Annotated in this window: 19 protein-coding genes; 17 read left to right on the forward strand and 2 right to left on the reverse strand. The window is 32.9% G+C overall.

Annotated features, from left to right (window positions below; genetic code table 11):
- Positions 1 to 247: 247 nt before the first annotated feature.
- From KA893_RS09230 to KA893_RS09260, 7 genes are all read left to right on the forward strand, one after another.
- Positions 248 to 1,057, forward strand: a complete 810-nt coding sequence (locus KA893_RS09230; protein ID WP_069821517.1) for an energy-coupling factor transporter ATPase — start codon at positions 248 to 250, stop codon at positions 1,055 to 1,057.
- Positions 1,054 to 1,917 carry an energy-coupling factor transporter ATPase gene (locus KA893_RS09235; protein WP_002482640.1) on the forward strand — a complete coding sequence of 288 codons (864 nt, stop codon included), beginning with the start codon at positions 1,054 to 1,056 and terminating at the stop codon, positions 1,915 to 1,917. The genes KA893_RS09230 and KA893_RS09235 overlap by 4 nt, the downstream gene beginning before the upstream one ends.
- Positions 1,907 to 2,713, forward strand: a complete 807-nt coding sequence (locus KA893_RS09240; RefSeq protein ID WP_002482641.1) for an energy-coupling factor transporter transmembrane component T family protein — start codon at positions 1,907 to 1,909, stop codon at positions 2,711 to 2,713. The genes KA893_RS09235 and KA893_RS09240 overlap by 11 nt, the downstream gene beginning before the upstream one ends.
- A 6-nt stretch (positions 2,714 to 2,719) precedes the next feature.
- The gene (truA, locus tag KA893_RS09245) at positions 2,720 to 3,523 is read left to right on the forward strand and encodes a tRNA pseudouridine(38-40) synthase TruA (protein ID WP_069838147.1); all 804 of its coding nucleotides are present in this window, start codon (positions 2,720 to 2,722) and stop codon (positions 3,521 to 3,523) included.
- 204 nt (positions 3,524 to 3,727) lie between these two features.
- Complete coding sequence (gene rplM / locus KA893_RS09250; RefSeq protein ID WP_002482643.1) at positions 3,728 to 4,165, forward strand: 50S ribosomal protein L13; 438 nt, start codon at positions 3,728 to 3,730, stop codon at positions 4,163 to 4,165.
- A gap of 19 nt (positions 4,166 to 4,184) precedes the next feature.
- A complete protein-coding gene (rpsI, locus tag KA893_RS09255; RefSeq protein WP_002482644.1) occupies positions 4,185 to 4,577 on the forward strand; it encodes a 30S ribosomal protein S9 in 393 nt (130 codons plus the stop codon).
- A 217-nt stretch (positions 4,578 to 4,794) separates the two neighbouring features.
- Entirely contained in the window at positions 4,795 to 5,658 is an 864-nt protein-coding gene (locus KA893_RS09260; protein ID WP_069838146.1) for an alpha/beta hydrolase, read from the forward strand.
- 50 nt (positions 5,659 to 5,708) lie between these two features.
- Here KA893_RS09260 and KA893_RS09265 read toward each other — a convergent pair whose 3' ends face one another.
- On the reverse strand, positions 5,709 to 6,701 hold the full coding sequence (locus tag KA893_RS09265; protein WP_069838145.1) for an LLM class flavin-dependent oxidoreductase: 993 nt from the start codon (positions 6,699 to 6,701) through the stop codon (positions 5,709 to 5,711).
- Positions 6,702 to 6,850: 149 nt separating this feature from the next.
- Between KA893_RS09265 and KA893_RS09270 the strand changes: the two genes are divergently transcribed.
- From KA893_RS09270 to KA893_RS09295, 6 genes are all read left to right on the forward strand, one after another.
- The gene (locus KA893_RS09270) at positions 6,851 to 7,858 is read left to right on the forward strand and encodes an NADP-dependent oxidoreductase (protein ID WP_069838144.1); all 1,008 of its coding nucleotides are present in this window, start codon (positions 6,851 to 6,853) and stop codon (positions 7,856 to 7,858) included.
- 20 nt (positions 7,859 to 7,878) lie between these two features.
- Positions 7,879 to 8,886: a zinc-binding alcohol dehydrogenase family protein gene (locus KA893_RS09275; RefSeq protein ID WP_069838143.1), complete on the forward strand. Its 1,008-nt coding sequence runs from the start codon at positions 7,879 to 7,881 to the stop codon at positions 8,884 to 8,886.
- A 221-nt stretch (positions 8,887 to 9,107) separates the two neighbouring features.
- Positions 9,108 to 10,682: a BCCT family transporter gene (locus KA893_RS09280; protein WP_069838142.1), complete on the forward strand. Its 1,575-nt coding sequence runs from the start codon at positions 9,108 to 9,110 to the stop codon at positions 10,680 to 10,682.
- Positions 10,683 to 10,826: 144 nt separating this feature from the next.
- On the forward strand, positions 10,827 to 11,363 hold the full coding sequence (amaP, locus tag KA893_RS09285) for an alkaline shock response membrane anchor protein AmaP (RefSeq protein WP_011302617.1): 537 nt from the start codon (positions 10,827 to 10,829) through the stop codon (positions 11,361 to 11,363).
- Between the two features lie 12 nt (positions 11,364 to 11,375).
- Complete coding sequence (locus KA893_RS09290; protein ID WP_037537971.1) at positions 11,376 to 11,615, forward strand: DUF2273 domain-containing protein; 240 nt, start codon at positions 11,376 to 11,378, stop codon at positions 11,613 to 11,615.
- Positions 11,616 to 11,743: 128 nt separating this feature from the next.
- Positions 11,744 to 12,244: an Asp23/Gls24 family envelope stress response protein gene (locus KA893_RS09295; protein WP_041080815.1), complete on the forward strand. Its 501-nt coding sequence runs from the start codon at positions 11,744 to 11,746 to the stop codon at positions 12,242 to 12,244.
- A gap of 103 nt (positions 12,245 to 12,347) precedes the next feature.
- On the opposite strand, the gene KA893_RS09300 is transcribed toward KA893_RS09295, so the two are convergent.
- On the reverse strand, positions 12,348 to 14,303 hold the full coding sequence (locus KA893_RS09300) for an IucA/IucC family protein (protein WP_069838141.1): 1,956 nt from the start codon (positions 14,301 to 14,303) through the stop codon (positions 12,348 to 12,350).
- A gap of 104 nt (positions 14,304 to 14,407) precedes the next feature.
- Here KA893_RS09300 and KA893_RS09305 point away from each other — a divergent pair, with 104 nt between their 5' ends.
- The 4 genes from KA893_RS09305 to KA893_RS09320 all read left to right on the forward strand — a co-directional run bounded on the left by KA893_RS09305 (position 14,408) and on the right by KA893_RS09320 (position 19,506).
- A complete protein-coding gene (locus tag KA893_RS09305) occupies positions 14,408 to 15,583 on the forward strand; it encodes an MFS transporter (RefSeq protein WP_069821512.1) in 1,176 nt (391 codons plus the stop codon).
- Positions 15,580 to 17,337 (forward strand): IucA/IucC family protein, encoded by a 1,758-nt coding sequence (locus KA893_RS09310; RefSeq protein WP_041080819.1) that lies wholly within the window; start codon positions 15,580 to 15,582, stop codon positions 17,335 to 17,337. The genes KA893_RS09305 and KA893_RS09310 overlap by 4 nt, the downstream gene beginning before the upstream one ends.
- Positions 17,338 to 17,340: 3 nt before the next feature.
- Positions 17,341 to 18,408, forward strand: a complete 1,068-nt coding sequence (locus tag KA893_RS09315; RefSeq protein ID WP_041080820.1) for an alanine/ornithine racemase family PLP-dependent enzyme — start codon at positions 17,341 to 17,343, stop codon at positions 18,406 to 18,408.
- Positions 18,409 to 18,495: 87 nt separating this feature from the next.
- A complete protein-coding gene (locus tag KA893_RS09320; RefSeq protein ID WP_145437460.1) occupies positions 18,496 to 19,506 on the forward strand; it encodes an ABC transporter substrate-binding protein in 1,011 nt (336 codons plus the stop codon).
- Positions 19,507 to 19,508 lie beyond the last annotated feature (2 nt).

The raw sequence follows: 19,508 nt of genomic DNA on the forward strand, positions 1-19,508 counted from the left end.
GGGGTCTTATGCAATTGCGGAGCAATAGTAATCGACTGAACCATAATTCCAAAGGAATTTAGGGGGTCTTATGCAATTGCGGAGCAATAGTAAACATTAATTATTGGAACATAAACACGTTTTTAAATTAGAATACGGATTGATTTTGTCACAATGATTAACTATCTAAACTTTCTTTAGATTACCTTTTCATGTAAAATAGATAAGGTATATAAAAAACGTTATGATTAATTGGGAGGCTAGAGATATGGATACGCATGACAATATTATTACATTTAACCATGTTAGATTTAAATATAATAGTGATGAGCCACTTGCGTTAAATGATGTATCTTTTGGCATTCCAAAAGGGAAATGGACTTCAATTGTTGGTCATAATGGTTCTGGTAAATCTACGATTGCAAAATTAATGGTCGGTATTGAAAAACCTAGTGATGGGCATATTTATTTTCGTAATCAATGTATTAACCAACAAAATTTGAGTGATTTGAGACAGCATATAGGCATTGTCTTTCAAAATCCAGAAAATCAGTTTGTGGGTTCTACAGTAGCGTTCGATGTCGCTTTTGGACTTGAAAATAATAGCGTCTCATATGACGATATGCAACGTATAGTGCCCAAAGCGTTGGAAGACGTTGAAATGTTAGATAGAGCAGATTATGAGCCACAGTCACTCTCTGGTGGTCAAAAACAACGGGTTGCAATTGCTGGTGTTCTTGCATTAAATACAGATGTAATTATATTGGATGAGGCAACGTCTATGTTAGATCCAGCAGGAAGAAAAGAACTTATTAGTTTAATCCATCGCTTGAAAGAAGAAAAAGAGGTTACAATCATTTCTATTACACATGACTTAACTGAAGCTGCAGAAGCAGATTATTTAGTTGTCTTAAATGATGGTGAAGTATATCAAACAGGTAAGCCGCAACATGTATTTAATGATGGAGACGGTCTGACGGAAATTGGATTAGATTTACCTTTTTCTATTCGCATGGCACGTACTTTGTTGGGGAGCACGGATTTTATAACTTATGAAGGGCTGGTAAAAAAAATATGACAGTCAAATTTAATCAAGTAAGTTATGTATATCAAAAGGGCACCCCATTTGAACATGTAGCTTTAAGGGATATTGAAACTACATTTCAGCAAGGGAAATATTACGCAGTCATAGGTCAAACTGGTTCTGGTAAATCGACATTAATCCAGCATTTTAATGGTTTACTTAAACCTTCTACCGGTAAATTGCAAATCGATGATATAACCATTACCCATAAAACTAAGGATAAAGTATTGAAACAAATTCGTAAGCGTATCGGTGTTGTGTTCCAATTTCCTGAATCACAACTCTTTGAAGATTCAGTAGAAAGAGAAATATTGTTTGGTCCAAAAAACTTTAATATGCCTATAGATGAAGTAAAAGCACGTGCATATAAGCTATTAATCGATTTTGGTTTTAGTAGAGATATATTGCAGCAATCACCTTTTCAGATGTCTGGTGGTCAGATGCGAAAAATTGCTATAACATCTATATTGGCTATGGATCCAGATATCGTTATATTAGATGAACCTACGGCTGGACTTGATCCAAAAAGTAGAGATCAAATAATGAAAATGATTAAAAAACTGCAAGTAGAACAAAATAAAACAATCATACTTGTGACACACGAAATGAATGATGTTGCAAAATATGTGGATGAAATAAAAATAATGAAACAAGGTCAACTCGTCGAAGCATGCTCACCTAGAAAGTTGTTTAGTGATACGAATTATGTTAATCAATTGCATTTAGATGTTCCAGATGTTGTAAAATTGCAAAGAGATATTGAGGATAAATATCAATATTATTTCAATAAAATAGCATTAACAGAAGATGAATTTATTGATATGTATAAGGAGTGGCAAGAAGATGAAAGATAAGTTTATAATTGGACGCTATCTTCCTTTAAATACAATTATCCATCATTTGGATCCTAGAGTTAAATTAATATTTGTATTTTTATTTATTGTGTTAATATTTTTTGCACACTCATTTGGAACATATTTATGGTTATTTATTTTGATAATTAGCATTATGAAATTAGCACATATAAAATTTTGGTTCTTAATTAAGGGATTAACACCAATATGGATATTTTTAATATTTACCTTTCTTATGCATTTATTTCTAACTAAAGGTGGTTCACGCATATTTGAAATAGGATTTATTTCTATAGATATACAGGGTATTCTAGAAGGTATCTATATTGTACTTAGACTGATGTTTATTATCATGATATCAACGATTATGACCTTAAGTACAAGTCCGATAGATTTGACTGATGCGTTTGAACGATTATTATCACCGCTTAAAATTGTTAAAATACCAGTACATCAATTGAGTATGATGATGTCCATTGCACTTAGATTTATACCAACATTAATGAATGAATTAGATAAAATTATTTTAGCGCAAAAATCACGTGGTTCAGAAATAAGTTCAGGTGGACTTATTAACAGAATCAAAGCATTTATACCCTTACTTATCCCATTATTTATTTCAGCTTTCCAAAGAGCAGAAGATTTAGCTATAGCCATGGAAGTAAGAGGGTACGATACTCAAAAAATACGTACCAGCTATCGCAGATTAGAGTGGCAGTTTAAGGATACAATTACATTAATTTTGATTATACCCATTGCCATTATATTATTTGGTTTAAAATATTTAGGAGTGTAATAACAGATGCGAGTCTTAGTTAATATTTCATACCAAGGGAGCCAGTTTCTTGGTTTCCAAATTCAGCAACACGGAAGAACCATTCAACAGCAATTTGAAAAGATATTAAAACGCATGCATAAGCATGAGGTAAGAATACATCCAAGTAGTAGAACCGACAGAGGCGTACATGCGATTGAACAGTATTTTCATTTTGATACAGAATTAAATATTCCAGAACAGCAATGGCAATATGCAATGAACCGTGCGCTACCAGATGATATTTATGTCAATGATGTTTCTTTTGTTAATGATGATTTTCATTGTAGATATGATTGCGTTGGAAAATCTTACCGTTATAAGATTTATCAATCAGCCCATAAAGATCCATTTCTTTGTGGATTAAAAACTTATGTGCCTGAACAGTTAGATATTGAAAAGATGAATATGGCAGCGCAACATTTTATAGGAACACATGATTTCACAGGCTTTTGTTCTCAGAAGACTGAGGTTGAAAGTAAGATAAGAACATTATATGAAAGTCGCATAGAAAAGACAGAAAGTGGCTTTGACTATATTGTCACAGGCTCTGGATTCCTATATAATATGGTACGTGTGTTAATTGCATTTTTAATAGAAGTGGGTAAAGGCAAGAGAGAACCACAAGAGGTCCCACAGTTATTAGAAGCAAGAGATCGTAATCAAGTTCCCTTTACCGCGCCGGCTGAAGGATTGTACTTAGAGAAGATTTATTTAATACCCAATGAATTAATTCAAGACTTTGGTAATAATATAAAAATACATCAAAAAAAATCATCACAAAATCTTTAAATTAGATTGACAAAACGACAGAAAAATTATACGATTACTAACGGTATTGTTTTATATCACCCACGATAAGCCCCGGAATCTTATTGTGTAACACGATATAGAAGCACGTAGAAACAAACAATTAATAAAATAAATGAAATCTAAGTTTTAAAAAGTATAAACTATTAAACGAGAAACATTTATTCATTCTAGGAGGACAATTATATGCGTCAAACATTTATGGCTAATGAATCAAACATTGAGCGCAAATGGTATGTTATTGATGCTGAAGGTAAAACATTTGGTCGTTTATCATCAGAAGTAGCAGCTATTTTACGCGGTAAAAATAAAGTAACTTATACACCACACGTTGATACAGGTGATTACGTAATCGTCATCAACGCTTCAAAAATCCATTTCACTGGTAATAAAGAGCGCGATAAAATGTACTATCGTCACTCTAACCACCCAGGCGGAATTAAATCAATTTCAGCTGGTGAGTTAAAAGCGAATAACCCAGAACGTTTACTTGAAAATTCAATTAAAGGAATGTTACCAAGCACTCGTTTAGGTGAAAAACAAGGTAAAAAATTATTTGTATATGGTGGCGCTGAACATCCACACGCTGCACAACAACCAGAAAACTACGAGTTACGTGGTTAATTAAAAGGAGGAAATTACATTGGCACAAGTTGAATATAGAGGCACAGGCCGTCGTAAAAACTCAGTAGCACGTGTACGTTTAGTACCAGGCGAAGGTAATATTACTGTAAACGGTCGCGATGTACGTAGCTATTTACCATTCGAATCATTAATTTTAGACATTAACCAAGCATTCGATGTAACAGAAACTAAAGGTAACTATGATGTATTAGTTAACGTTCAAGGTGGAGGATTTACTGGACAAGCTCAAGCAATCCGTCACGGAATTTCTCGTGCATTATTAGAAGCTGATCCTGAATACAGAGGTTCTTTAAAACGCGCTGGATTACTTACTCGTGACCCACGTATGAAAGAACGTAAAAAACCAGGTCTTAAAAAAGCTCGTCGTTCACCACAATTCTCAAAACGTTAATATTACCGAAACTGTTGCGAATCTATTGTTCGCTTACAGATTTGCTACACGAGTTGCAACAGCAATTTGTGTTCAAATTAATCATCGTTTTAAAGCTCCAGCATAAGCTGGAGCTTTTTTTATTTATTATAGATATCACAATGACTACTAAATGATGCTTATTTGAGTCATTTAATCTATAATAGTAGTACACAATTTTTTAATTTGGAGTACGAATATGAAAAAGAGAACAGCGATATATACAACTATCGTAATGATGATTATTTTATTTGTCATCATTACAATTTCAATTTTTAAATTTAACGACAATAGAAAAATTAGTCATAACGATCGTAGTCATATACCCACGTTTTATTTACATGGTTATGCAGGTACAGGAAACTCAATGAAGTTATTAGTGAACGCTGCTTACCAATTAGATAATGAAAAAGATGTTGTTAGGGCAAGGGTATCTCGAAATGGAATGGTGACATTTGAAGGGGATTTAAATTTTAATGCGAAAAATCCAATCATTGACATTATTTTAGAAGATAATACAAATAAAGATTTAAACAAAAATGCACAGTGGATTCGAAATGTCATCATTGCGACCATGGCACAGTATCATTTTAATAAATTTAATTTTGTAGCACACTCCATGGGTAATCAATCTTTCAGTTATTATATGTTGAATTATGGTGATGATCTGCATTTACCAAAACTAAATAAACAAGTTAGTTTAGCAGGAAATTTTAACGGCGAAGTAGACATCAATGGTTTAGATTTAAATATAACATTGAACAATCAAGGAAAACCTAATTTAATGTTAAAAGATTATAAAGATATATTACCAATGAAGCATGAATATCCTAAAGATGCTCATGTGTTAAATATTTATGGTGATATTGGCGATGGCACACATTCAGATGGACGTGTAACAAATGTATCTTCAAAATCGTTGGAATATTTACTAGGAGATTACATAGCAAGTTATGAAACCTTTAAAGTGACGGGTCCTCAAGCAGAACATAGTGAATTACATGATAATCAAACTGTCATAGATAAAATCAACACATTTTTATGGGGAAATGAAAAGCATTAACAAAATAAGCCAGTGTCTACCCAATCATCATGTTGGTAGCACTGGCTTATTTAAGCATTAGCTTGAGATAATAAATTTAATAATGATTTACGATTTTCTTCACCAAATACGTGTGGTTGAATCATGATTTCGTCAATATCAAAATCTGTCATCATTAATTTTAATTTTGAGATGACTTCATCTGGAGAACCTACGATAACTCTATTTTGATGTTGTTCTATTTTTTCTAATTCGCGGGACGAATATTTTCGTTGTGCTGCATAAGAGGTCGATGGATAAAATTTAGGTTGATCCAAGTAGTTAATTCGCAATAACCATAGATGAAAAGCATGTGCTAATGACTCACGCTGACTTGCGTCGGTAGCTGTTATGACGAAAGAAGACATAATTACATATGACTGTTTTGCTGGGTGATATTGTTTGAACAACCAACGATAATGATTAATCACTGATTGTATTTGATTTTTATTTTGCCCCATGTTCGCAATGACAAAAGAGAGCCCTTGTTTAGCCGCAAGTGTAGCGCTTGTTTTACTTGTACCTAAGATGAACATATCCGGTTTGGTTTCTATTATCGGTGTGGCACGTAAATCCTTATAACGGTGGTTACTATCTGTGTCATCATTAAAATAATGTATTAAATCTTTAATTTGCGTTAAGTAGTCAGGTTGCTCTGATTTAAATTCATTTAGTGCTTGATTGACATTTTTATAACTTGGAGAATGACCAGTACCTATGTTTACACGGTTTGGATGGCGTGCTTCCATAACTTTAAATATTTCAGCGACTTTATAGGCACTATAGTGAGGCAACATGATACCGCCACTGCCAATTTTAATCGATGTCGTATTTTCTAATAAAGACATCATTAGCATTTCAGGTGCGCTAGAAGCAACAGACAATACTTGGTGATGTTCTGCAATCCAATAACGTTGATAACCTAATTGTTCGGATAATTGTGCTAAAGCTACAGCGTGATTGATTGCGTCGGTTGCACTACGTCCTTCAAATATTGGAACATAATCTAATATACTTAGTTTCACAATAGATTTCCCCTATCTTCAATATTAAGTTTAATTTGTATAATATAGCCAAATCATAACATGAGCGGATAAGTCTAAATAAGCGATTTGATTGATAGAACAAAACTATCTCTATAGAATATAAGAAAAGAGTGAATGGAGGCAATATAATGAAAACAGAAAGAATCGTATTAGCCAAAAGACCAGAAGGTATTCCTTCTAATGATGTATTCAAGTATGAAACAGTTGAAGTTGGTATGCCAGATAGTGAAGAAATACAAATTGAGACGCTCTATATTTCAGTAGATCCATACATGAGAGGTCGAATGGATGATAGTAAATCATATATTACACCATTCCAATTAAATGAAGCAATGAATGGTCACATCGTTGGTAAAGTAACTGAATCCAATGCGGATGGGTTCAATAAAGGTGACATTGTTACAGGTACTTTCCCTTGGCAAAAAGTTGTGAATGTAAAAGCAAAGCATGCCATTAAGGTTACGCAAACGAATATCCCTTTATATTTATATCTAAGTGTACTAGGTATGACGGGACAAACGGCATATCATGGTTTATTAAAAATTGGACAACCCCAAGAAGGAGAAACGGTTGTAGTATCAGCCGCTTCAGGTGCGGTAGGTTCAGTAGTGGGTCAGATAGCTAAATTAAAAGGCGCACACGTAGTGGGGATTGCTGGTGGCAAAGAAAAAACGAACTATTTAACTGACTCTTTAGGATTTGATGAGGCTGTTGACTATAAAGCAGATAACTTTTCAGAAGCACTGTCCAAAGCAGTACCTAATGGTGTAGATGTTTACTTTGAAAATGTTGGCGGTACTGTCGGAGATGAAGCAATGAAACACTTAAATCAATTTGCACGTATACCTGTGTGCGGTGCTATTTCAGGTTACAATAATACAGAAATAGAATATGGCCCACGTATTCAGCCAATTATTATTAAATCACAGGCCTTAATGCAAGGCTTTATCGTGGCAAATTATGCCGATGATTTTGCTAATGCAAGTAAAAAACTTGCGCAATGGGTACAAGAAGATAAGATTAAAACAAAAACTTCAGTAATGGAAGGATTCGATAATGTACCAGAAGCCTTTAGAAACTTATTTACAGGTGATAACTTTGGTAAACAAGTCGTTCAAGTTTCGGATAATAACTAATTATTAAGGAGATGCATGTTATGAAAGCGATCGGTGCAGATAAAAATTTTAATTTAGATGAAGGTAATTTATTTTACGAGTTTGATACTGAAACGCCACAACCAAAGCAATATGAATTACTGGTTCGTGTTAAAACAATCAGTGTGAATCCGGTAGATACAAAAATAAGAAAAACACCAGTAGAGCATGCACCACGCATATTGGGCTATGATGGTGTAGGTATTGTTGAGGCGGTAGGACCAGATGTAAGCCATTTTAATGTTGGTGATGAGGTATATTATTCTGGATCTCCAAAATATCAAGGGTCTAACCAAGTTTTGCAATTAGTAGATGAACGATTAGTTGCTAAAAAACCAAAGAATATATCAAATGTAGAAGCGGCAAGCTTGCCTTTAACAGGACTTACAGCATATGAAACATTATTTGATGTTTTTAAAATTTCATTTAATCCAGAAGAAAACAAAGGTAAATCTATCTTAATTATTAATGGTGCAGGCGGTGTAGGAAGTATCGCTACGCAAATCGCAAAGCATTACGGTTTAAATGTTATTACAACAGCATCACGTGAAGAAACAATTAATTGGTCCAAAGATATGGGTGCAGACATTGTACTTAACCATAAAAATGATTTAGCTGAAGAATTCAAGAAATATGAAATAAGTGAAGTAGATTATATCTTCTGTACATTTGATACGGATATGTACTATGAAAAGATGATTGAATTAGTAAAACCTAGAGGCACGATAGTTACGATTGTAGCCTTTAACAATAAGCAAGATTTAAACTTACTCAAACCTAAAAGTATTACATTCACACATGAATTCATGTCAGCCCGTCCAATTCATGAAACAGAAGATATGCAAATACATCGTGATTATTTAACAGATATAACTGAAAAAATCGAAGCGGGTATTTATAAACCAACTGTTACAGAAGTGATTGAAGGTTTAACTGTCGATCATTTATACGAGGCGCATGTTAAACTTGAAAACCAAGGAATGATAGGCAAACTGGTTATTAAACTATAAGTGTAAACAAAGTCATTTTATTTAAACATGCAATATAAACGTATTATAAACATCTTTTAAATTAGGCCACTTAGCAATGGTTAATTTAAAAGATGTTTTTTTAATTTTGAAGCGTGATTATTAATGTTTAATTATCTGTAACACTGTTCGCTGTATACGAATATATGCAAAAAGATAGGGTATGTATCATACATAAAGTATAGGGAGTGTGTAAATTTGATATGCGTCTAAATAAATTAACATTGGTATTTTGGGTAGCATTACTAATCTGTACGCTATTTGTGGTGTATGGTGCAGTTTTACCTAAGCAACTTGAAATAGTTACGCAAAATATTACGAATTTTATTGCAGTCAATTTTGGCTGGTATTATTTATTACTTGTATTATTTATTTTGATTGTTTGTGTTTATTTATTATTTTCAAGGTATTCATCTATTACTTTAGGGAAAGAAGGAGAAGATCCTGAATTCTCTTTAAAATCATGGTTTGCCATGTTATTTAGTGCAGGTATGGGTATCGGTTTAGTATTTTGGACAACTGCAGAACCTATTAGCCATGCATTCACTTTAACACCGTTACATAAGGCAGGTACACAAACCGCCATAAATGAAGCTATGCAATTCTCATTTTTCCATTGGGGCGTTCATGCTTGGGCTGTATATGGCATAGTTGGACTTGTATTTGCTTATTTTAATTTTCATAAAGGTTATCCAGGTTTAGTAAGTGCTACACTAACACCTATTTTAGGAACTAAAATGATGAGAGGACCTATAGGTGGTTCGATAGATGTCTTAGCTATCATTGCCACAGTTACAGGTGTTGCAGCAACATTGGGATTTGGTGCTTTACAAATCAATGAAGGCTTGCATTTCTTATTCGATATTCCGTCGAATTTTGTAACACAAGTCATTATTATTGTGATAGCAACCGTATTATTCACATGGTCAGCGTGGTCTGGTATTGATAAAGGGATCAAAAATCTAAGTAATATCAATATGATTTTAGCTTTTATTGTATTACTTGTTCTATTTTGTGTTGGACCAACATTGAATATTTTAAATACGTTTACCAATTCATTGGGAGACTACATTGCGAATTTCTTTAATATGAGTTTACGTATCCCACAAGCAGGCGGAGAAAAATTCCAATGGCTACAACAATGGACGATATTCTATTGGGCATGGTGGATTTCATGGGCACCATTTGTAGGTATATTTATTGCACGTGTTTCTAGAGGTAGAACGATTAAAGAATTTGTACTGGGGGTACTATTTGTACCAGCAGTTGTTTGTTTCTTATTTTTTGCAGTCTTTGGTGCGTCTGCCATCTATTTACAACAAAATGGAATTGCCAATATTGCAAAAGAAGCAACCGAAACAGCGACATTTGCGACGTTAGAACATTTTCCATTAGGGTTTGTACTCAGTATAGTGACATTAGTCGTTATTATGATTTTCTTTGTAACTTCAGCTGACTCAGCTACGTATGTTTTAGGTATGCTTAGTTCGAAGGGCAGTATCAATCCTTCAGGTTTTGTTAAATTAAGTTGGGGCATTATTTTAGCATTATTCGCTATGATTATGATTTATACTGGCGGCACGCAATCTATTCAGAACTTATTAATCATCGCAGCCTTGCCATTCTCGATTGTTATTATATTTATGATTTGGTCACTTTTTAAATCATTATCTATTGAAAAACCAAGGCCTAGTAATAAATTAATGATTTCAGATGATAAGCTTTTACAATATCGTAAAGCAAATCAGGAAGATAAATTTGAACAAAATAGTAAATAAGCAAAATTTAATAGTGAGTCTCAATTTGTTTTGTCAAAATTGTTAAAAATAAAATTCAATAAAAATGTTTTTAAGAATTTTTTTAAGGGTATGTATTCTGTATGACAAGTACATATTATCAAAGCATAGGAGGTGTCATACGAGGTGAAACGACTTAAGAATTTTATCCTTGGTCTTTTAATCGTAGTAATTGTTGGCTTTTTACTCTTTATGTATATAAAAGATTCCAGAATAACTCAGTATCAAGATTATTTTACTCAGTTTAACTGGTTTGAACCAACACTTATTGGATTAGCCGCATTACTTATTATTATTGGTCTCATTTTAGTATTCAGCTTGTTTAAACCTACGTATAGAAAACCTGGACTTTATAAAGATTTTGAAGATGGTCATATTTATGTATCTAGAAAAGCGGTTGAAAAATCAGCTTACGATACACTTACACAATATGATCAAATACGTCAACCAAACGTCATTGCAAAACTTTATAACAAGAAGAAGAAATCTCACATTGCTTTAAAAGCAGATTTCTTTGTTCCTGGTGATGTTCAGGTTAAATCTTTAACAGAAGAAATTAGAAATGACATCAAGCAAAATGTTGAGCATTTTACAGAATTACCTGTTTCAAAATTAGAGGTTAACGTTAGAGATCAAAAAACTTCAGGCAAACGTGTGTTGTAAGGGAGGGTTATCATGGCTAACAATAATAACCAAAATGGACAAGATTCTACACAAGAAGTGGTTGATTTTTTCAAAACTTTTAAATGGAGAATTATCGGCTTCTTGACATTCTTAATCATTGCGATTTTATTCCTAACTTTAGGTTTTTGGAGTACAATTTTAATTTTAGTATTATGTTTGATTGGAATAGGAATCGGGTACATTAAAGACCGTAAGCAAGACTTTTTAAATTTCCTTAATCGATGGAGTTAATCTATTAAAATGATGTAACAAAGTAGTAGTGATTATTAAGTATTTATAAAATAAATTTTATTTAACAAAGTAGTAGTGATTATTAAGTATTTATAAAATAAATTTTATTTAACAAAGGAGAATGTATTATGGCAGTAGATAACAACAAAGCTAAACAAGCTTATGACAACCAAACAGGTGTAAATGAGAAAGAACAAGAACAAAGACAAGAGCAACAAAATCAACAACCTGAGTTCACTAATAAATTATCATTTTCTGATGAAGTAATTGAAAAAATTGCTGGTATTGCAGCACGTGAAGTTAGTGGTATTTTAGAAATGAAAGGCGGATTTGTCGACAACATTTCTAGCTCATTCGGTAGCAGCAACAATGTAACACAAGGTGTTAGTGTTGAAGTTGGTGAAAAACAAGCTGCTGTTGACTTAAAAGTTGTTTTAGAATATGGCGAATCAGCTCCAAAAATCTTCCGTAAAGTAACTGACTTAGTTAAAGAACAAGTTAAATATATTACTGGTCTTGACGTAGTTGAAGTTAATATGCGCGTTGAAGATGTAATGACTAAAAAAGAATGGTCTCAAAAAAATGAAAAAAACCAAAGCTCAAACAATGAGGACAAAGGTTTACAATAATTAATTGAGAATCTAATAAAAGTACCGATAAAGCCTAGGCTTTATCGGTACTTTTTTCGTATTTAAAATTAATATAAACGCATTCATTCAATCTATTTTTACTTTAATCTAGCGGACGGTAAAGTGGGTTATCGACTTTGATGTACGTATAATAGTCTGCTTCATCTTCTAATCTCATTGTCGTTACACATTTATAATCAATTTTCGAAGCAAATAAAATGGATTTAATTGATTTGATTCTAGTCGTATCATCCATAGTTTGTGAGATTACTTGAAGTTTTTCATGAAGCATATTGCTAATCATAGACCAAATTGAAGTCTCCAAGTCTTTACTTTCACTAGCCTGAGCTATGGATACGATGAGTTCACCGAGATGATTTTGGATACTTGAATAGAAGACTTTGTTAAATACGGTTTGAGATTGATCAGTTAATATTAATGACTTTTCATGAAATGTATCGGTAGAATAACCCATGCTATTTAGATAGTGCTCATCAATACGTAAACCCTCAAAATCCCTAATATAGAGCTTATCTATAGAACCATCATGTTTAAATGTCGCAATTGAATTTTGTAAGTGAGCTTCTAAAGCGATGCCATATTTTACATATAACGGTAATGCTAAATCTATTAATGCTTGAGCATACGATTGCATCCATTGGATACTCGCCTCATCATAACTCTCGAATTGATGTGCTTTTTTGTATTTTTTAATTAATGTCCATATAGGTGTTTCACTATTATTGATATAGTTAGCAACAAGACTTGATGGAATCATCGGTATGGTATTGCTTTGAATAGATTTATAAATGTTTTCACGAAATAGTGTACCTAATTGTTCACTTTTAATGGTTTGTATCGATTCGGCGTCTTGCGGATTATAAAAATGTATACTTGCGAGCTCATCAATCGTATCTGCCTTAATATTTTTAAAGAGACTATCTGTGCTTTTAATATTATTTAATATTCTTGTAACTTGTGGCCCATTAATTGTTGTCTGTTCAGATAAAGTACGAATTTCACCAGTAATGTGAACATTAGTGGATAACTTGATATGTGGTAATGTTTCTGGTAATTCAGGCATCAGCGTCCTAAATGATAAACCTGCAAAATAATCTAATTCGTAGTCAACAGGGATAATGAGTCCTTTTTCAAGTTCTTGAATATAATCTTGTTTTAAAATTTCATCATATTGCCATGGATGTACAGCCATCGCGTAGTAATTATCAACTTTGTCATTACCGAGTATTTTAACTGCTGAATCATGTAAACCATCAAAGCAATTGTAGACTAAGTCATTATAATTATTATTTAAAGCATGTGTTTTAGCGATATTTTTATGAATTAATATAAATTGCAATTTGATGTTATTTGCAAATTCAGAAGAATAAGCAATTGCAGTTTCAGGTGTCATACCTTTACGTAATTTGGCACCTGGATGTAATGGATGACCTTCGACAACTGCTTGCTCAGACCTTAAATACGGATCGGCCGATGCGTAAATGAGTTCACACAATGGTTCGCTATCATCAGTCAGTGTATACGCCTGATAACTTAATGCTATGGCCATATTAGCTACGCTATTATCCATATCTTCTTTGAACTGCATACTTGCCTCATTATCTAAGTGAGGTGCTTCTAATAAAATACACGATAATATTTCACTTGGATGTAATATACGATGATATTCATTATTTTGTTCAAAATAAAATGGCCCTGTCACATTAATTCTGTCGAAGGCATGTTGTCCTAAAATAGGCGCATATAACTTTCTTTGTGCATGTGGGAATGAAATTGTTAATACTTTCGTATGTGGTGTAGCTATTGTGAAAGATAACTGTTTAGTATCAATGATTTCACTGTAATCTCGGCAATTAACTAAATTCTCCCGATGCATTGAAGTTATCAATCTTTGTGAAATTTTATCTCGACTTTCTAATAATATAGAATTAAATACCTCTGCCCAAGAAGGGTTTACAGATTGTATATAAGACAGCGCGTATTGTTCATCATTAGTAAGTTTATTAATTAAATTGTTGTCGTTTATTTTGGAATTCATAATGCACCTCTAAAAAAATTATTTTACAAACGTATAAGATATTTGTATAATCCATATTATCGATAATGATAATTATTATCAATTAAAAAAACAGGAGGAATTACATGGCAAAGTATTTTTTTCCAAGTTCATTCTTACTGTTTTTAGGGAACTGGATTGGACAAATTACGCTGAATTGGTATGTATTTACTTTATATCATAACGCAATTTATCTCGGATTAATTAATTTTTTCCGACTCGTACCCATTTTGCTCATAAGTGTATGGGCGGGCAGTTTGGCAGATAAATATGAAAAAGGTAATCTTTTAAAAATAACTGTATCAGCGTCTTGCATATTAACTACTATACTATGTATTTTAACATTTCAACATGCAAAACTACCTATTGTTGTATTTTTAATTTATGCGCTTGGGCGGGGAATAATGAGCGCTATAGAAACACCAGTACGTCAAGCAGTGCTACCAGATTTAACTCAAAGATTAACGACGACTCAGGCTGTTGCTTATCACTCATTTATTATTAATATTTGTAGATCGATTGGACCCGCCATCGCAGGTTTTATCATGGCTACTTACAATGCAGAAATAAGTTTTGGCGTTCAAGCGTTTTGCTATCTTGTATCACTCATACTTTGTTTGCCATTGAACTTTAGTGAGCATATAATAGCTAAGGAAAATACAGATGTAAGCATAAAGTATGTGATGACATATTTTAAAGAAAATTTAGAAGGATCTAGAATCTTTGTGACGTCATTATTGATTATGGCAACTGGATTTACCTATACAACGTTATTACCAGTATTAACGGATAAAACATTTCCCAACCAAGTGACTATTTTTGGGAGTGCTATGACGTGTTGTGCGATAGGTGGTATTATTGCAACCATGATTTTACCTAATATTTTAGAGAAAGTATCAATGGTGAAAATGTATTACGTGAGTTCGATTTTATTCGGAGTATCACTGCTTTGTACAATTAGCAGTCAAACTTGGTTGTTATTTACATCTATATTCTTTATAGGTCTTTTTAGCCAATGGGCACGCACTACAAATAGAATTTACTTCCAACATCGAGTGAAAGCAGAACATAGAGGTAAAATACTCAGCGTCGTAATGATGGACAGAGGAATGATTCCTTTAGGCGCAATGGTCATGAGTTTCTTGGCAGAATTTATCGGGATTATTGAAACTTTCGTCATCATGGGTATAAGTACATTTATCATCGCATTCGTATTTAGTGTGATTAGTAGACAAAGAAAAAATGGAGGCAGTATTGCATGATGCATCAAACGTGGCAGTTAGCAGATAGAAATGTACAATATCGTATTTTTAATGCAATTATTAAAGAACAAATTTTTCCTGAAAACATGTTTTTTAACGAGTATGAGCATTTTGTTGAATTGCAAATTCATGGCCAAGTGTTGAAATTACAAAAATCTAGAAAGAGTGCTATGGAAAGATATGAATTTTATGGTGCTATCTCCTATATCAAAGGTAAAGTAGAGACTGAGATTGCTTCATTAGAACAACTTTTAACTGTACTGGATACTCATTTTGATATTCCAATTAGTCAAAGATTAACTGAAGAATTGCTATCCAGTAGAGAAGGGTTCGCATTAACGTATGAACACTTTAATCATAGACAATCGCTAATTCATGCAACACTTAAATTTTCAAAAATGCCTGAAACAATTAATTTCTTTTCATGGCTTCAACATATGGCAGATACTGAACAAATTAATGACTTAAGTTATTCAGAAAGTCTTGTCATCGAAGGTCATCCAACACACCCTTTATCAAAGACGAAGTTACCTTTATCAGAAGCAGAGATTAAACAATATGCACCAGAATTTGAAAAAATAATTGGTTTGCCAATCATGCTTATACATAAACAACATTGTGTCATAACATCTATGGAAAACGATACGGACTTCATTTTAGATGAGATTGTTCCTGAATATCGTTATAAATTAAAAGCCTTCTTGGATGTTCACGACTTGGAATTAAATGATTATAGTTTAATGTTTGTACACCCTTGGCAGTATGAAAAGGTTATTCCGCATCAATTTGCAGAATGGATTGAATCTAAGTATTTATTACCAACACCTTTTGAAGTTGAAGCAAAAGCAACACTATCATTTAGAACGATGCAATTAATAGGGAAACCTTACCATATCAAGTTACCAGTTGATGTACAAGCCACAAGTGCAGTACGTACAGTGTCTAGTGTGACAACGGTAGATGGGCCTAAACTCAGTTATGAATTACAGGATATGCTAGATATATATCCTCAACTGCATGTTTCTATGGAGCCGTTTGGTATTCATGCTAAGACGGAGCCTGATATTGCACGTCATTTGGCTTGTATTGTCAGACATCAACCCTATTTGGCTGATAATGGTACAACTATAGTGACAGCGAGTTTAGTTAATAGAAATCCAGTTGATAACCAAATAACAGTAGATAGTTATTTGAATTGGATTAATGATGAAATTACAGAGGGTACGATTAAGAAATTTCTCAGTGTTTATACCAAAACATTGATTGATCCTTTAGTAGCCTATATACAAGATTATGGTATTGCGTTAGAAGCACATATGCAAAATACAATTGTTAATTTAGGTCCTAATTATCAAATGCAATTTATTATTAGAGATTTAGGTGGTTCAAGAATTGATTTATCAACATTACAACAAAAATTGCCCAATATCACGCTTACAAATAAAAGTTTAATAGCAGAAAATATAGAATCAGTCATTGCTAAATTTCAACATGCTGTAATTCAAAATCAAATTGCGGAACTGATTCATCATTTTTCTCAATATGATGGGGTTGAAGAAACACAGCTATTTGAGATTGTAAGTGAAATTGTAGAACAAGCAATTGATCCCCATAAACCACATGCCCAAAAATTAAGAAATGTGCTATTTGGGCCGACAATTACTGTTAAAGCTTTATTAAGAATGAGAATGGAAAGCAAAGTGAAACAATATGTAACAATAGATTTGAGGAATCCGATATATAAAGAGGTGTAACGTATGGCGCAAGTAAAAATAAATTTATCAAAAATAAAATACAATGCTCAAGTGCTATCGTCTATTTTTAATCAAAATCATATACGATTTACACCCGTAATTAAGTGTGTTGGTGGTGATAATAGAATTGTAGAAACACTCAAAGAAATCGGATTGACACACTTTGCAGATGCCCGTATTGAGAACATTACTAAAAGTAAAAATGAAGATCTATCTTTTATGATGATTAGGACGCCAAGTCGAAGCGAATTAAACGATGTCGTGCAGCAAACGGATATCAGTATCCAAACTGAAATAACAACGATTCGACGATTAAATGATATCGCTAGGGAAAAAGGTACAAAACATAAAATATTGTTGATGGTAGATTGGAAAGACGGTCGAGAGGGCATTCTTACCTATGACATCATTGATTATATTAATGAAATTTTGTACATGCACCATGTGTTAATCGTTGGTCTTGCGTTTAATTTTATGTGTTTTCAATCAGTCATACCTACAGAAGAAGATGTGGCTTTAATCAATCAATTTGTAGATTCAGTGGAACGTGAGACAAATATGAAATTTTCAATTATTTCAGGTGGCAATTCGAGTATGATTCCCCAAATGCTTTATAGAGATTTTGGCAGAATTAATGAGTTAAGAATAGGTGAAACTTTATTTAGAGGTGTAGAAACAACAACAAATCAATCCATAGCTTCTTTATATCAAAATGCAATAACCTTAGAAGCGGAAATTGTAGAAATTAAACCTCGAATGAATATTGCTACCGGACATCAATACTTACAAGCGATTGTGGATATAGGAAATTTAGATACAGCTGTTGAAGATATCCAACCGTTACATCACCATATAAGCATTGCAGGTGCTACGAGTGATCATGTCATGCTTGATTTATTGAATCAAGATTACTATCAAGTAGGTGATAAAATACAATTCAGTTTAGGTTATAAAGCATTAGCCCATAGTATGTATATGGTTAATTTAAAAAAAGCTTATCATCACGATGAGATCATAGAAAATTTGTGTAACAATTTTAATGTTGAAAAATCAAATCGTTTTAAGCTTTAATAAAAAGACTAAAAGTTTTTATTGACACCGATAATCATTATCAATAGAATTAAATATGTAATTATACATATCTAAGGAGTGAAAACGATGAAACATAGTTATAAAATTATGGGTATCCTGTTTTTAACTTTAACACTAGTCATACTGGCTGCCTGTGGTAGTGTCAGTGATAATGATTCGAGTAAATCGGATAAAGGTGATGACAATAAAGAGGGTGTGACGATTAAACATGATGGAGGTACTACTAAAGTTGCCAAAGATCCTAAACGTGTTGTTGCACTTGAATTCTCATTTGTTGATGCATTAGCTGCTTTAAATGTGAAACCAGTAGGCGTAGCTGATGATGGTGACAAGAATAGAATTTTGAAACCAATACGAAAAGAAATTGGTGATTATACATCTGTAGGCGCACGTAAACAACCAAACTTAGAAGAAATCAGCAACCAAAAACCGGATGTCATTATTGCAGATACGAATAGACATAAAGGTATTCAAAAAGATTTAGAAAAAATTGCACCAACGATTATGTTACCAAGCTTTGATAGTGATTATAAAGATAATATAGAAGCCTTTAAAACAATTGCTAAAGCAGTCGGTAAAGAAGATAAAGGTAAAGAAAGACTTAAAGAACACGATGAATTAATGGATAAATATAGTAAAGAAATTACTATGGATAAAAAACAATCCGTGTTACCTGCAGTAGTAGCGAAATCAGGACTACTTGCACATCCTGAAAACACATACGTAGGTCAATTATTAAAAGAATTAGGCTTTAATAATGCATTAAATAAAACAAAAACAGATAACTTATCTAAATACTTAAAAGGACCTTACTTACAATTAAATGCCGAAGTACTGTCAGATATTAATCCTGGACGTATGTTTATTATGGCAGACAAAGGTGAAAACGATCCAAATCTTAAAAAACAAGAAAACGATCCAGTTTGGCAAGATTTAGATGCAGTGAAAAATAATCGTGTTTCTGTAGTAGATCGAAATACATGGGCACGTGCACGTGGCATTATTTCTTCTGAGGAAATTGCTAAGCAACTAGTAGATATTTCTAAAGAGGAAAAAAAGGATAATCAACAAAAGTAGGG

Origin of the sequence: Staphylococcus sp. GDY8P126P (assembly GCF_017891965.1) — a bacterium.
Taxonomy (GTDB): domain Bacteria; phylum Bacillota; class Bacilli; order Staphylococcales; family Staphylococcaceae; genus Staphylococcus; species Staphylococcus saprophyticus.